Annotated in this window: 15 protein-coding genes; 6 read left to right on the forward strand and 9 right to left on the reverse strand. The window is 57.5% G+C overall.

The features are described from left to right. Window positions 1-29: 29 nt before the first annotated feature. Together EE36_RS06520 and EE36_RS06525 are read right to left on the reverse strand one after the other, a co-directional pair. Window positions 30-2,798 (reverse strand): TRAP transporter permease, encoded by a 2,769-nt coding sequence (locus EE36_RS06520; protein ID WP_005850614.1) that lies wholly within the window; start codon window positions 2,796-2,798, stop codon window positions 30-32. A 123-nt stretch (window positions 2,799-2,921) separates the two neighbouring features. Further along, window positions 2,922-3,881 carry a TAXI family TRAP transporter solute-binding subunit gene (locus EE36_RS06525; protein WP_005850616.1) on the reverse strand — a complete coding sequence of 320 codons (960 nt, stop codon included), beginning with the start codon at window positions 3,879-3,881 and terminating at the stop codon, window positions 2,922-2,924. Between the two features lie 445 nt (window positions 3,882-4,326). On the opposite strand from EE36_RS06525, the gene EE36_RS06530 reads away from it, so the two are divergent. After that, the gene (locus EE36_RS06530; protein WP_005850620.1) at window positions 4,327-5,943 is read left to right on the forward strand and encodes an FMN-binding glutamate synthase family protein; all 1,617 of its coding nucleotides are present in this window, start codon (window positions 4,327-4,329) and stop codon (window positions 5,941-5,943) included. Window positions 5,944-6,013: 70 nt separating this feature from the next. Here EE36_RS06530 and gabT read toward each other — a convergent pair whose 3' ends face one another. Next, a complete protein-coding gene (gene gabT / locus EE36_RS06535) occupies window positions 6,014-7,408 on the reverse strand; it encodes a 4-aminobutyrate--2-oxoglutarate transaminase (RefSeq protein WP_005850622.1) in 1,395 nt (464 codons plus the stop codon). A gap of 178 nt (window positions 7,409-7,586) precedes the next feature. Between gabT and EE36_RS06540 the strand changes: the two genes are divergently transcribed. Further along, complete coding sequence (locus tag EE36_RS06540; protein WP_009825647.1) at window positions 7,587-8,138, forward strand: cupin domain-containing protein; 552 nt, start codon at window positions 7,587-7,589, stop codon at window positions 8,136-8,138. A gap of 43 nt (window positions 8,139-8,181) precedes the next feature. Here the strand turns inward: EE36_RS06540 and EE36_RS17460 are convergent, their stop codons facing one another. The 4 genes from EE36_RS17460 to EE36_RS06555 all read right to left on the reverse strand — a co-directional run bounded on the left by EE36_RS17460 (window position 8,182) and on the right by EE36_RS06555 (window position 11,060). Next, a complete protein-coding gene (locus EE36_RS17460; protein WP_005850628.1) occupies window positions 8,182-8,331 on the reverse strand; it encodes a hypothetical protein in 150 nt (49 codons plus the stop codon). A gap of 295 nt (window positions 8,332-8,626) precedes the next feature. Further along, complete coding sequence (locus EE36_RS06545) at window positions 8,627-10,297, reverse strand: sensor histidine kinase (RefSeq protein WP_254655550.1); 1,671 nt, start codon at window positions 10,295-10,297, stop codon at window positions 8,627-8,629. Window positions 10,298-10,350: 53 nt separating this feature from the next. Next, the gene (locus tag EE36_RS06550; protein ID WP_005850631.1) at window positions 10,351-10,908 is read right to left on the reverse strand and encodes an RNA polymerase sigma factor; all 558 of its coding nucleotides are present in this window, start codon (window positions 10,906-10,908) and stop codon (window positions 10,351-10,353) included. After that, on the reverse strand, window positions 10,905-11,060 hold the full coding sequence (locus EE36_RS06555) for a NepR family anti-sigma factor (protein WP_005850632.1): 156 nt from the start codon (window positions 11,058-11,060) through the stop codon (window positions 10,905-10,907). Before EE36_RS06555 ends, EE36_RS06550 begins: the two co-directional genes overlap by 4 nt. 108 nt (window positions 11,061-11,168) lie before the next feature. Here EE36_RS06555 and EE36_RS06560 point away from each other — a divergent pair, with 108 nt between their 5' ends. The 3 genes from EE36_RS06560 to EE36_RS06570 all read left to right on the forward strand — a co-directional run bounded on the left by EE36_RS06560 (window position 11,169) and on the right by EE36_RS06570 (window position 12,804). After that, complete coding sequence (locus EE36_RS06560; RefSeq protein WP_005850634.1) at window positions 11,169-11,978, forward strand: response regulator; 810 nt, start codon at window positions 11,169-11,171, stop codon at window positions 11,976-11,978. A gap of 146 nt (window positions 11,979-12,124) precedes the next feature. Then, window positions 12,125-12,427, forward strand: coding sequence for a YqjD family protein (locus EE36_RS06565; RefSeq protein ID WP_235183729.1), 303 nt, complete (start codon window positions 12,125-12,127; stop codon window positions 12,425-12,427). 77 nt (window positions 12,428-12,504) lie between these two features. Beyond that, window positions 12,505-12,804: a hypothetical protein gene (locus EE36_RS06570; protein WP_005850636.1), complete on the forward strand. Its 300-nt coding sequence runs from the start codon at window positions 12,505-12,507 to the stop codon at window positions 12,802-12,804. Here the strand turns inward: EE36_RS06570 and EE36_RS06575 are convergent. Then, entirely contained in the window at window positions 12,767-13,123 is a 357-nt protein-coding gene (locus tag EE36_RS06575; protein WP_005850637.1) for a hypothetical protein, read from the reverse strand. The genes EE36_RS06570 and EE36_RS06575 overlap by 38 nt on opposite strands. 83 nt (window positions 13,124-13,206) lie before the next feature. Here EE36_RS06575 and EE36_RS06580 point away from each other — a divergent pair, with 83 nt between their 5' ends. Beyond that, window positions 13,207-13,935, forward strand: coding sequence for a Crp/Fnr family transcriptional regulator (locus tag EE36_RS06580; RefSeq protein WP_005850638.1), 729 nt, complete (start codon window positions 13,207-13,209; stop codon window positions 13,933-13,935). A gap of 3 nt (window positions 13,936-13,938) precedes the next feature. On the opposite strand, the gene EE36_RS06585 is transcribed toward EE36_RS06580, so the two are convergent. After that, the gene (locus EE36_RS06585; protein WP_005850639.1) at window positions 13,939-14,865 is read right to left on the reverse strand and encodes a YihY/virulence factor BrkB family protein; all 927 of its coding nucleotides are present in this window, start codon (window positions 14,863-14,865) and stop codon (window positions 13,939-13,941) included. Window positions 14,866-14,867: the final 2 nt, after the last annotated feature.

A 14,867-nucleotide genomic window follows, 5' to 3' on the forward strand; every position in this document is an offset into this window, starting at 1 on the left:
TCTATGCGTAACATGCACAAACTAATCTGTTACACCACCGCTGCTTTGCGGGCCGCACGTGCATTGCGGCCCCGTTGCATGACGACCACGAGGGCTAGCAACAACAGCGCGGGAATAAACATCCAGTATTTACTTGGGGTTGCGACGGGTTTGAGCACGCGCAGCACCTCTTGGTCCCAATCCAGACCCGCCGATTGCGCGGCAGAGTTGTACAGAACGTCGTCGATGAACATCTGGTCGCCCTCGACACGGGTAATCACGCCGGCAGCCTCCAGCCGTTCTTCGCCCGTGGTGCCTTCTTTGATGGGCAGAAGGGCGACAAATTCGATCGGATCACCCAGATCATTGATACCGGCGACGCGCAGGCGCAGATCCTCCCCAAGCGGTGTGTCGGCCGCGGCCTGCACAATCTCGGCCGGTGCTTCTTCGGTATAAGGCGGAAAGACCATATCCATCCAGAAACCGGGCCGGAACAGGGTAAAGGCGATCAGCAAGAGGGCAATCGTCTCGTAGAAGCGGTTCCGCGCAAGGAACCAGCCCTGGGTCGCCGCTGCAAACAACAGCATCGCAAAGGTCGCGACAATGAAGACGAATATACCCTGCACCATCGTCACATCAATCAGCAGAAGTTCGGTGTTGAAGATAAACAGGAACGGCAGCGCCGCCGTCCGCAAGCTGTAGAAGAACGCGACGACACCGGTCTTGATCGGATCCCCACCAGACACAGCCGCGGCGGCAAAGCTCGCCAGCCCGACCGGAGGCGTCACATCAGCCATGATGCCAAAGTAGAATACGAACAGGTGCACGGCGATCAGCGGCACGATCAGACCGTTCTGCTGCCCCAGTGTCACAATGACAGGTGCCAGCAGGGCCGACACAACGATATAGTTCGCCGTTGTCGGCAACCCCATCCCAAGGATCAGCGACAGGATCGCGGTCAGGAACAGGATCGCAAGGATATTGCCGCCCGACAGAACCTCGACCACATCGGCAAGCGCCGAGCCAACGCCGGTCTGGCTGACAACGCCCACGATGATACCAGCGGTCGCGGTGGCGATCCCAATACCGATCATGTTGCGCGCCCCGACGACCAAGCCGTCGATCAGATCACGCACCCCTGCGACCACATCATTGGCAAACTGGCTTTCGCCCCGGAAAATCGCCATCAGCGGGCGCTGTGTCACGAGGATAAAGATCATGTAGGTCGTGGCCCAGAAGGCCGACAGGCCCGGGGACAGACGATCCACCATCAAGGCCCAGACCAGCACGACAATCGGCAGGATAAAGTGCAGGCCCGACCGCACCGTTGGACCAGGCAAGGGCAGACGCGTCACCGGCTCGTTCGGATCATCCAGTACCAGCGGCTCTTCCTTCGACCCGATATACAGCAGACCGGCATAGACCGCGGTCAGCAAGGCAAAGATGATATAGCCCGCGCTGTTGGGGAAAGCAGGACGCAGCCAGCCCATGCCATAGTAGACAGCAAAGCTCAGCGCGCAGATGCAGGCGATGATAAAGGCGGACACCAGCAAGCGCTGCACAATCGGCTTCGGCGTATAGGGGCGTTCCAACCCGACCATACCGGCCTTCAGCGCTTCGAGATGCACAATATACACCAGCGCGATGTAAGAGATCACCGCGGGCAGAAACGCGTGTTTCACCACATCAAAATAGGGGATGCCCACATATTCAACCATCAGGAAGGCCGCGGCCCCCATGACGGGCGGCATGATCTGACCGTTGACCGAAGACGCAACCTCGACCGCGCCGGCCTTTTCAGAGCTGAACCCCACCTTTTTCATCAGCGGAATGGTAAATGTCCCCGTGGTCACGACGTTGGCGATGGATGAGCCAGAGATCAGCCCCGTCATGGCAGAGGACACCACAGCAGCCTTCGCAGGCCCGCCTTTCATGTGGCCCATCATGCTGAAGGCGACCTGGATGAAATAGTTACCGGCACCGGCCTTATCCAGCAGCGCGCCGAACAGGACGAAGAGGAATACGAAAGACGTCGAGACACCAAGCGCGATGCCGAACACACCTTCGGTGGTGATCCACTGGTGATTCACAATCTCGGAAAGCGAGTTACCCTTATGCGCGATGATATCCGGCATCATCGGCCCCAAGACGTTATAGACAAGGAAGACCGACGCAACGATCATCAGCGCAGGACCAAGGGCGCGGCGGGTTGCCTCTAGCAGGATCATGATGCCGATCACGAAAACGACCGTGTCTTGCATGTTCGGCGCACCGACACGGCCCGAGATTTCGCGATAATACACAAACAGATACAACGCAGCCGCCGCGCCAACCAGCGCCAAGGCCCATTCCCACAAGGGGATACGGTCTTTGGGCGATCCAAGCACGACACATGCAACAATGACGATAGCGACCAGCGGGATCCACCAGGTCGGCGTGCCGTCTTTGGCCGCGACCATGAACAGATAGGCCAGCACCACGGGCACGATAATCCCCAGCCCCAGCTGCACCTTGGTGCGCGCGGCGGGGAAGGCGGCGATGCCAAGGAAGATAGCAAAGGCCAGGTGGATTGACCGGGCTTCGGTGTCGTTAAAAACACCCCAGCCGAAAACAAAAGGAAGCGGGGAGGCGATCCACAGCTGGAACAGCGACCACGCCAGCGCGGTCAACGCCAGAAAGACGCCAACGCTACCGGTCGCTGACCTGCCACCCGTGTCCGAAGACGCGACAAGTTCGTCCAGTTCGCTTTGGCTAAGCCCGCCTTTTCCGGCGGCTTCGGCTTCTACAGCGGCGGCTTGGTGTTGATCGTTCTGTGACATCTTCGTCCCCTTGGTGGCCCCGTATCAGGACAGGTGCACGTTTATTGTCGGTCGACTGCGGTCGTTGCCGCAGGATGCGAACGCGAGGCCCTCCTCGCGTTCGCGAATGGTCAAGCGGCGGGCTTATTCAATCCAGCCACGCTCTTTGTAGTACTTCGCCGCACCATCATGCAGAGGGGCGGACAGACCGTCTTTGATCATCTCTTCTTCTTTGAGGTTCTCAAACGCGGGGTGCAGCTTTTTGAAGCGGTCAAAATTGTCGAACACAGCTTTTACAACTTCGTATACGACTTCTTCGTCCACATCAGCGGAGGTCACAAAGGTCGCTTTCACGCCGAATGTTTTCACATCCGCGTCGGTGCCTTTGTACATGCCACCGGGGATGGTGGAGTATGCGTAGAACGGGTTATCGGCGACCAGCTTGTCGATCGCTTCGCCTTCAACCGGCACCAGCTTGGCGTCGACGGTGGACACGGCTTCCTGGATCGACCCGTTGGGGTGGCCCACGGTGTAGATGATCGCGTCGACCTTGTTATCGCCCAAAGCGGCGGCCTGTTCGGCTGGCTTCAGCTCGGATGCGAGCGCGAAGTCATCCATGGTCCAGCCTTTGGCATCCAGAACGACTTCCATCGTGGCGCGCTGACCTGAACCGGGGTTACCGACGTTGACGCGTTTGCCTTTCAGGTCGTCAAAGCTTTCGATGCCGGAATCGGCACGCGCGATGACGTTGAAGGGTTCGGCGTGTACGGAAAAAACCGCGCGCTCTTTGTCGAACTTGTCGCCTTCGAACTGCGAAGACCCGTTGTACGCGTGGAACTGCCAGTCGGACTGGGCAACACCCATGTCCATGTCACCCGCCTTGATGGCGTTGATGTTGGCGATGGAACCACCGGTGGACGGAGCGGTACATTTCAGGCCGGTTTTGGCGCTGTCACGGTTTACCAAGCGGCAAATCGACTGACCCACGACAAAGTAGACGCCGGTCTGGCCGCCGGTCCCGATGGTGATGAATTTCTCCTGCGCGGTGGCGGCGGTACCCGCGACCAGTGCAGAGGCGATGGCGATGGACTTGAAAATAGTCATTTGAAGTCTCCCAACTTAATTGTCTGAACACACGTCATTGATGCGCATGCTCTCCGTCATGGTTGAAATGAGCGCAGATATTCCGAAGCAAAACAAGCTGATTTATTGCGATTTTTCCCCGAAATAATGCTCTGACCCTGTGCGAATCGCGGCGTGAAATCATGAATTATTTTCACTATGCGGTACACATGGCACCCGTCATTTAGGGGACGCGGATGGTAAATCGCAACGCGAAAAACGATGTAATAAACTGATTTTCCATATTTATTTCACTTCCCCCAATCCTGTGCCTAAAAATACTAGCGCGCAGCGGCACAAAATCAAAACTGCGGGCCGGAATATGTGCCGGACATCTGCCTTCGCCGCGCGGTACTTTCAGGTTATTTGTGCTATATAACCGAAAAAGCAGCGATTTTCGACCCAGACGCGCCAGCAGGAGCCCCACATGAAAGCACTCAAATCCCTCGGCCGCTTTGGCCTTTTTGCGACTGTCGTCGTCCTTTTCGGCGCCTTCGCGATGCTCACAGCGCTGTGGTCGTGGTGGATGGCTTTCCCGTTGGTGATCTTCGGCATCCTCGCGCTGATGGGAGTGTACGACCTGATCCAGACCAAACATTCGATCCTGCGCAACTATCCGGTGCTGGGACACATGCGGTTTTTCTTTGAAGGTATCCGCCCGGAAATCAGGCAGTATCTGATTGAATCCGATCAGGACGAAGAGCCGTTCAGCCGTGATGACCGGTCGCTGGTCTATCAACGCGCCAAAGGCGTGGAAGACGCGCGGCCTTTTGGCACGCGGATGCGGGTCTATGATGCGGGGTATTCATGGGTCACCCATTCGGTCCAGCCGGTCCATATCACCGACACGGATTTTCGCGTGACCATTGGCAACAAGGACTGCAAGCAGCCCTATGACGCGTCGATCTACAATATCTCGGCGATGAGCTTTGGGTCGCTGTCGGCCAATGCGATCAGCGCCCTGAACAAGGGGGCCAAGATGGGCCAGTTCGCCCATGACACCGGCGAAGGCGGGATCAGCCGCTATCACCGCGAGGGGGGCGGCGACCTGATCTATGAAATCGGGTCGGGCTATTTTGGCTGCCGCACAGAAGACGGGCAGTTCGACCCCGACAAATTCAAGGAGCAGGCCGCCAGCGACCAGATCAAGATGATCGAGCTTAAGTTGAGCCAGGGGGCCAAACCCGGTCATGGTGGCATGCTGCCCGCGTCGAAGATCAGTGCCGAGATCGCGGCGGCACGGGGCATCCCGATGGGGCACGACTGCATCTCGCCCGCTGCCCATTCGGCGTTCACCTCTCCTGTTCAGATGATGGAGTTTCTGGGCAAGCTGCGCGATCTGTCGGGCGGCAAGCCTGTGGGGTTCAAGCTGTGCATCGGCCACCAGCGTGAATTCATGTGTATGGTCAAGGCGATGCTGGACACCGGGATCGTGCCTGACTTTATCGTTGTCGACGGCACCGAAGGCGGCACGGGCGCTGCCCCGCTTGAATTCGCCAACCACGTCGGCATGCCGATGGTCGAGGGGCTGACCTTTGTACACAACACCCTGCGCGGTGCCGGTATTCGCGATCAGGTGAAACTGGGCGCGGCTGGCAAGGTCGTATCCGCCTTTGATATCGCCCGTGCGCTGGCTTTGGGCGCGGATTGGTGCAATTCCGCCCGCGGGTTCATGTTTGCGGTGGGCTGTATCCAGGCGCAAGCGTGCCACACCAATCACTGCCCCGTCGGCGTCGCGACCCAAGACCCCACGCGCCAACGCGCCTTGGATGTGGATGACAAAAGCCAGCGTGTCGCGCGGTTCCACCGCAATACGCTGATGGCCTTGGGCGAGATGACAGGCGCCGCCGGTCTAGAGCACCCCAGCGATTTCCTCCCCCGCCATATGATGATGCGGCAAAGCGATAACAGCATGGTGCAGGGCGATCAGGTCTATGGCTACCTGCCCGAAGGTTATCTGCTGGATGATCAATCGCCCGACTATAACGGCAATAAAACCCGTTGGGCGCGGGCGCAGGCCGACAGCTTTGTACCGTTTGATTAAACGCCCCCAAGACCGGAAACACAAAAGGCGCGCAGGTTTCCCGGCGCGCCTTTCATTATGATGACAGAGCTTATTTTGCTTCTTCGGCGACCGCGGCAGCGACGGAGGCTTCGAAAATCCCAAGCCCCTCTTCGATGATCGCATCCGACGCGGTCAGCGGCACCATCACACGCACGGCGTTGCCCTGCATGCCACAGCTCAGCAGCAGCAGTCCGCGCTTGAGCGCGTGCGCAATAACACGTTTGGTGAAATCACCGTCCGGTGTCGCCGTGTCAAAGTCGGTCACAAACTCGACCGCGACCATCGCACCAAGACCGCGGATATCCCACATGCGGAAAGGTGCAGAGCGTGCGCCGATCTCGGCAAAGCGCGCCTTGAGGTGGTCACCCATGTCCAGCGACCGCTGCAGCAGGCCTTCTTCCTCGATCGCCTCGATCGCGGCAAGCGCTGCGGCACAGGCGACGGGGTTGCCGCCATAGGTGCCACCCAGACCGCCGGGGATCATCGCGTCCATCACATCAGCGCGGCCAATCACACCCGCCAGTGGATAGCCACCCGCCATCGACTTTGCGACGGTGATCAGATCGGGGGTAACGCCGGAGTGTTCGATGGCAAACCATTTGCCGGTCCGGCCAAAGCCCGCCTGCACTTCGTCGGCGATCAGCATGATACCGTGCTGGTCACAGATCTCGCGCAGCTGGTGCATCATCTCGAACGGCACGGGGGTATAACCACCCTCGCCCAAGACGGGCTCGATGATGATGGCGGCCACACGTTCGGGCTGGGCATCGGTCAGGAAGAGGTTCTTCAGGCCGGTGATCGCATCCTCGACCGTGATCCCGTCGCGAGGCGATGGGAAAGGCGCGCGGAAGATATCGGACGGGAAGGGACCAACGTCTTTCTTGTAAGGAGAGATTTTACCCGTCATCCCCAGCGTCAGCAGCGTGCGCCCGTGGTAGCCGCCGGTAAAGGCGATCACACCGGGGCGGCCGGTTGCAGCCCGCGCGATCTTGACCGCGTTTTCCACCGCCTCGGCACCGGTTGTGACCAGCAGCGTTTTCTTAGGCGCGTCACCGGGGGCCAGCGCATTCAGCTTTTCCGCCAGTTCGATATAGGGGGCGTAGGGCACAACCTGAAAGCTGGTGTGCGTATATTGGTCTTCTTGCGCCTTAGCTGCCGCGATCACCTTGGGGTGACGGTGGCCGGTGTTCAGCACGCCGATGCCGCCGACGAAGTCGATGTAGCGGTTGCCGTCCACGTCCCAAAGTTCCGCGTTCTCGGCGTATTTCGCATAGATCGGCGCCGCAGAGGCAACGCCACGTGGAACAGCCTGTTCACGGCGGGCGATCAACTGAGCGTTGGTTTCGACAGATACGTTTGCATCAAGCATGTCGGGCACGACGCTGCTTTTTGCCGGTTTCTTTGCAGCGGCCTTGCGCGGCTGCTTTTTGACAGTACTAGGCATATACAAATCCTCTTGTTGAAACGCGACCCGCGTTTAAAATCCTCTTATTGCGTTTAATTTAATTGTCAATATAGATTTGCCTCAGCGCGCGTCAGTTGAATCGGCTGCGCCAAAATTTGCCTGTGATCGCACCAAGATACGGGTTAGGTAGCTGACAGAAATAATCCGGGGACCGGACGTGGACATAGGTCAAAGACTAAGATCGATTCGAGAAGAACGCGGCCTGTCTCAGCGCGAACTGGCGACCAAGGCAGGGCTGACCAACGGCACCATCTCCTTGATCGAGAAGAACAAGACGAGCCCCTCGGTCGCGTCTTTGAAAAGCCTGCTGGACGCGATCCCGATCAGCATGGCTGAATTCTTTTCAACGCTGGAAGATACGCAATCGCCCAAGGTCTTCTACCGCGAGAGTGAGTTTACCAAAGTCTCTCCCACCTATGACGGTCAGGTGTCGTTACGCCAGCTTGGCAATGCGGAGCAACACTCCTTGCAGGTGCTGCACGAAACCTACCCGCCCGGCGCGGATACAGGCCCCGAACTGCTGGTGCATGAGGGCGAAGAGGCTGGTGTGGTTATTTCCGGAGAGATCGAGGTGACGGTCGATGATGCCGTCGCCGTTCTGGCACCGGGAGATGGCTATCTTTTTGACAGCCGCTTGCCGCACCGGTTCAGAAACATCGGCGACGTACAATGCATTGTCGTAAGTGCATGTACGCCGCCGAGTTTTTGAATTCGTTTTCTTGACGTGCGGATGACCCGCACTAAACCTTTGATTATCGTTCGTCGTCGCGCCGGGAATGGCTATGCAATGACGATCTTTGGCGCTTTTTCTCTTCGCTGCCCCGTTGCGTGGTCAGCGAAACGATAGCGATTGCGGCCAAAGCGAGAATCAAAAATGAAGCGATAAACAAATCTGTCGTCATTGATGCCTCCTGTTCGCTTGTGTGGCTCGTTCAGGAGACTAACAGCCCACGGGTCACATGGTTCCACAGGCTGGAGGGCGCAATTGCTGCATTGCAGAGTTTGCGCGGCGCTTTGCTGAGACGGCGAATGTCGCCTGACATACGCGATCGGGACCACATCCATCGCGAAACCACCGAAAGCCCCATGAATCCCGCAGGTTGCACCCCAACAGGCCCCGCTGGCTGGGGTGCGAAGGATTCACCGCCGACATACTGAAAATAAATTTAATTTTACCGAGTTTTCTGCGCCGAACCCTCAGTAGTCGTAGACTTCTTTCGCCTGCAGCGGCACGTGGAATTCAACGCTCAGCGTATAGGTGCCCTCTTCATCGATGATCTCTACCTGCCCGTTCAACTGACGCGAGAACGCGTTGATCAACCGTGAACCAAGGCCGGTCCCTGCTTCGGGATCAATATTGCCGGTGGTGTTCTTAACAAACAGCAACGCCATTTCCGGCTGGGTATGAGACAGGCTCACCTCGATATGCCCCTTTGCCTTGCCGTCGGCGGCGACATATTTCAGCGCATTGGTAATCGCCTCGGACACCAGCAACGTCAGCGGTGCGGCGTCGTCGGGGTCAAGCTGAACCGCCTCGTAGTTTTGCGACACCGTCACGCCAGAGCCGGACGGCAGACCTACGCTAAGGAGCTGGTTCACGATCTCATGCATGAGCGCGCCACCGTCGACGCGGGTCAGGTTGTCGTTCTGGTAAAGGCTTTTGTGCACTGTCGCGAGGCTGAGTATCCGGTCCTGCAAACGCTGCAGCACGCGTTTCGCATCCGATGTGGTCGCCTGACGGATCTGCATGTTCATGATAGAAGAGATCAGCTGAAGGTTATTCTTCACCCGGTGATGCACTTCTTTCAGCAGAATATTCTTTTGGCGCAGGTTGTCTTCTAGCGACGCTTCATCCCGCAGGATCGATTCCGCCATGCCGACAAAGGCATGCTCCATATTCACGATCTCGGTCGGGACGACACCCCCCAAGGGCGTGCGCGGCAAGGTTCTGTTCAACGCGAAATGGCGCATCTGCCGACCAAGTTTGCGGATGTGTTTAATGGCCAGACGGTTCAGCGCCCAGAAGGCCACGACAAGGCTTGCCAGCCACATCGCCACCGGCAGCACGAAGCTAAGCGTTGTCATCGCCCCCGCCTGAAGCAGCGGAGAATCCTCGGGCCAGACGCTCATGGCGTAGGCAACACCGGGGACGATGGGCAAAACGGCATAGACGCGGTCCTGCCCTTGCTGGTTGGCATCATGGAAGACGCGACCAGACTGGCCAACATACCATTTCAACGCGGCAAAGGAGGGCAGCTCTTGCTCGGCCGCTTCAACGCCATTTTTGGTCGTCAGGATGTCGCCCTGCGCGTTGAAGGTCAGCATCGCGATCGGCTGCGACCCTGTCTCGGGCAACGGTGCGTCGTGAAAAACCTTTTCGGGAATGGACAGGTTGATAAAGCCGATCAGCTCTTCTTCCACCTTAAGCGGGTTGGTGACGATCAGCACCGGTTCCTTGCTTTGCGCCGGCGTGCTGGTGACATTCGCCATGCGACTTTTGTGTTCGATCATCTTCTGAAATACAGGCCGGTCCGACACGTTACCCGAAACGCCTGTCGACACGCAGTCCATCCGCCCGTCGTTTTGGATGAAGCTTGCGACTGTATAAAGGTCGGAGGATTGTTGGTATTCCCGCATGAAGGCGCTGCAGGACACATTGTCAGACTTGATCAGTTTGACCACGGACGCCAAAGCCGCCGCTGCGCCGAACGCTTCCTGAATGGTGCCGCTTTCTTTCGCCGACGCTTGCTCTGTAATGGCAAGCAGCGACAGTTCGGCATTCTCGAGGTTCTGCTCCGCAATCTCTCGAGTCTGCACAACGGCGATCAAACCGATGGGCAGCAACGCAAGCGAAAGGAAAAGCAGCACGCGAAACGCGAGGCCCCGAAAGATATTTGTGGACAGAAACCCCGACGTCACGATCAGAAAGAAGACACTTTAGATGCCGAGATAACCGACATCGTCGCATCATCCGTCATTTCGAGACTTTCGTCATCGCGCAGGCCCATCAGCTCAGCCAGTCGCGCACGGGCACGGTTCGTCCGGCTTTTGATCGTACCGACGGCAACGCCACACATCTCGGCGGCTTCCTCGTAGGAAAAGCCCGATGCACCGACCAACAGCAATGCCTCGCGCTGTTCGTCTTTCAGCAAACCCAGAGCTTTGCGGAAATCGGTCATTTGCATATGCCCGTCATGCGCTGGCTTTTCGGCAAGGCTTTCGGTGAACACACCATCCACATCAGCGACCTCGCGGTTGGCTTTACGACGGGAAGAATAATAGGTGTTCCGCAAAATTGTGAAGAGCCAGGCGCGCATATTTGTGCCGACTTCAAATTTTTCGATGTTGGTCCAGGCTTTGACCAGAGTATCCTGAACCATGTCATCCGCGACGGCACCGTTCCGGGTCAGGCTGATGGCAAAGGCGCGCATGGCGGGCAAATGCTCCACCAGTTGGTCGCGGGGATCAGAATTGCTCATCCTTTTTTACCAGCGTTTTTATCCTGTTCTTTCAACTGATTAAGCAGGTCTTTAAATTTATCGGGAATCCCTTCTTCCATCGTCTCGTCATAAACGCGGCGAAGATTTTCGTCGATAAAGCGCTCACGCTCGTCGTTTTGGCCTGATTGCATGAACAAGTTTCCTGCCTTCTTTAAATACTGTATTTATACATATGACACGGAACCAAACACAGCGTTAGGGGGTTTGGTTCCAGAAATATTTTAAAAGGACGACAATAAATGACGGATGTCACCGAAACACCAAGTGTCAGCGATGCGTTGGGTGAATGCCTTCCTTACCTGCGTCGCTACGCGCGCGCACTGACCGGCAGCCAGAACAGCGGCGACGCTTTTGCAGCCGCCTCGCTCGAAGCGATTTTGACGGACCGGTCGGTTCTGGATGGTGTAGACACCCGCACAGGTGTGTTCCGCGTTTTGTACGGCATCTGGGCCAGCGCCGGTGCGCCTGTCGAGGAAGGTGAAAGCGGCCCCCGCGCCAAGGCGCAAAAGCACCTCGCCAAACTGACCAACCACAGCCGCGAAGCGTTGTTGCTGCACACGATCGAAGGGTTCTCCTTTAAGGAAGTCGGCCAGATCATCGGTGTTGAAGAAGGCGAAGCCAGCGAGCTGGTGCAGATTGCCCGCCGAGAAATGGCAGATAGCGTCACCGGTTCGGTCATGATCATCGAGGACGAGGCGATCATCGCGATGGACATCGAATCCATCGTCGCCGAAATGGGCCACCGTGTGACCGGTGTTGCGCGCACGCGTGACGAAGCTGTCAAACTGGGCAAGGCGGATGTGCCGGACCTGATCCTTGCGGATATCCAGCTGGCCGATAACTCCTCCGGCATCGATGCCGTGAACGATCTGCTGCGCGATCTGGGTAACCGTCCGGTGATCTTCATCACCGCATTCCCCGAGCGCCTGCTGACCGGTGACAAGCCCGAACCCGCGTTCCTGATCTCCAAGCCCTACACGGTGGATCAGGTTGTATCGGCTGTTTCGCAAGCGATGTTCTTCTCGTCGACAGAGACGCTGCACAGCTAAACCGGCATACAGGCAAACAAACGAGGCCGCGGTGGTTCCACCGTGGCCTTTTTTTATAGGTCCTGTGGGATGTAAGCCACGCCTTTAAGGAACTTATATCTACAGGGCGCGTTTGGTTGGTGAACACATGAATAATGGAGACCACCATGGCCAAGGACGTAACCAACACAAGCAACCTGTCTGTCGATGATATCTCGGTCCAGCTGGCCGTTTTGAAAGACGACATCGCGTCGCTGACAAGCACAATGGCCGATCTGACCAAAGCCAAAAGCGCCGAAGCAGCCAACCAAGCGAAATCCACAGCGCAGGATCTGGCGAACTCTGGCCGTGACAAGGCATTGGAAGCGCAGCAAACAGCCGAAGACTTTGTACGCACACAACCAGCCGCCGCATTGGGTATCGCTGCCGGTGTCGGCTTTATCGCCGGTCTGTTCGCGACACGCCGCTAATGTTCGAATATGTGACGGATAGGGTTGCCCAAAAGGCAACCCGAACGGCGCAAACTGCTGCTATCGGCTTTGGCGCAATGCTCTGCCTGATTGTGGGCGGGGCGTTTCTTGCAGTCGCCGCGTGGCTGTTCTTGCTTACCATCACCACACCGCTAGTAGCCTGTCTGATTATGGGCAGCTTGTTTTTCGGTATGGGCCTCGTATTGATTGCAGCCCTGTGGATCCCGGCCCGTGCAATCCGGCGTCAGAAACGCGAAGCCGCCTTACGCGCACAGGCGATGCAACAGGCGCAAGCCACCGGCGGCGTCGGCGGAATCGCCGCGATCATCACGGCTTTCGTCAACGGTCTGAACGCAGGGAAGCAAGCGCGTCGCTAATGCCTTGCACCATGGTGTCATTGGTGAAAGGCCGGTCTACGACGGAATAGATGTAGGTGTCGGGAATGCTTTGGCCTTCGCCGTATAGAACATAGGCGACATCTTTCGTGGGCAGGTCTGCGGCAAAGAGTTCCGACAGGTCATTCGACGTGCCGGACACAAGCGCCACGGCCTGAGACGAACAGCTGCGCAGTTCAGAGATAAAAGCGGAAAGGGTTTCGGACACAGAAAATGCGGCGTCACCGAATGCCTGTTCCAGCATGTCGATCACATCCGCCCGAACGATCGGGTCAGTATCGAATACGAAAAAAGGAATCACATCGCGCCTTTCTAATCCCGCAAAGGTAGCAATATTTCCAAAGCGCCGCGTTAAACTATGACATACGAGTTAGGAATTTTTTCATGGGTATCGATTGCCGCTATTGTCCGCTTCACAAAAAGGACGCCTTTGTCACCATGACAAGGGAAGAGCTTGAGTTCATGCAGAAATTCAAGGTCGGTGAGCTTAGCGTCGACCCCGGCACGACAATCCTCATGCAGGGGTCCAACTCCCCCCAACTCTATACGGTGCTGTCCGGCATGGGCATCCGGCATAAGTCGCTGGATAATGGTGAACGGCAGGTCATTAACTTTGTCTTCCCCGGCGATTTCATGGGGCTTCAGGCCGGTATGCTTGGCGAAATGGGCCACAGCGTAGAGGCGCGGACGCATATGCGCATGTGCGTGTTCAACCGCTCGGATTTCTGGACCTTCTTCCGCAGCAACCCCAGCCGCGCGTTCGATATCACATGGCTCGCCGCGATAGAGGAGCATTTCCTTGGCGAAACGCTTGCCACTGTCGGCCAACGCACCGCGCTGCAAGCGGTGTCATGGGCAATGCTCAAGTTCTTTGAACGCGGGATGGGGCTGGGGTTGGTGACAAATAACACAATGACCCTGCCCTTCACGCAACGCGATCTGGCGGATGCTTTGGGTCTATCGCTTGTCCATACCAACAAAACCCTCGCGAAGCTGCGTGACCAGCAACTCGCGTCTTGGTCGGATCAGGTGCTGCAGGTCAACGACCTCGACAAGCTCGCCGATGTTGCCGAGACAGAGCGCAGCAAACCGGCCAAGCGCCCCTTGATGTAGGCGCTATTCCTCGCTCACACTTACCAAATTATCCGCCACATAAGCCCCGCGTTTGCCAAGCGGCCGGTCACGGCCAATGGTGCTGTCAGGGCGCGTGCGCAGTTCCACCTGCGCGTTCCACGATGCCCCCATAAGCACCAGAAAACTGCTGATCCACAGCCAGACCAGCATGGCGATCACAGCGCCAATAGACCCGTAGACCTGATTGTAATTGCCGAAGTTCGCAACGTAATAGCTGAACCCGATCGACACCACCGCCCATGAAAACACCGCGAAAACGGCCCCCCATGTCAGCCAGCCGATGCGCGCCGCACGACGGTTCGGGCCAAAGCGGTACAGCACACCAACACCGGCCAATAGCACCAAAATCGCGATGCTCCAGCGGATGATCTCGGCGACGAAATAGCCGAATACCCCCAGGGGGATGAACGACAGCACAATCGGTGCGATCACCACAGTGATCAGCGCAATCAGCCCCACCATCACCAAGGTAAAGGTCAGCATCAGCGCCCGCAGATAGTGTCGCGCGGCGTTGCGATTGCGTTCACTATACACGCTATTCAGGCCGATCATCATCGCGCCCACACCTGCCCGCGCCGACCACATCGCCACCAGAACCGAAGCCGCACCAGCCCACCCCAGTTTGCCGGTGCTGGTCGTGACCAACGACACCACCTGATCATTGAGAATATCATAGACGTCATCGGGCAGCAGACCGCGCATGTCTTCCAGCTGGGCAATGACAACCACAGGGTCAGAGATCAGGCTCAGGATCGTAACCAGCGCGGCAAGGGCGGGAAACAGCGACAACATCGCATAAAAAGCGACCCCCGCCGCGATAAGCGAGACGTTCTTTTCAGAGATATCAACCAGCGCCGCTTTCAGCGCATCCCAGTACAGCTTTACGGTGCCCACCGATTTCTGTGTCAAAA

This window comes from Sulfitobacter sp. EE-36, from assembly GCF_000152605.1.
GTDB classification, from domain to species: Bacteria; Pseudomonadota; Alphaproteobacteria; order Rhodobacterales; family Rhodobacteraceae; genus Sulfitobacter; species Sulfitobacter pontiacus.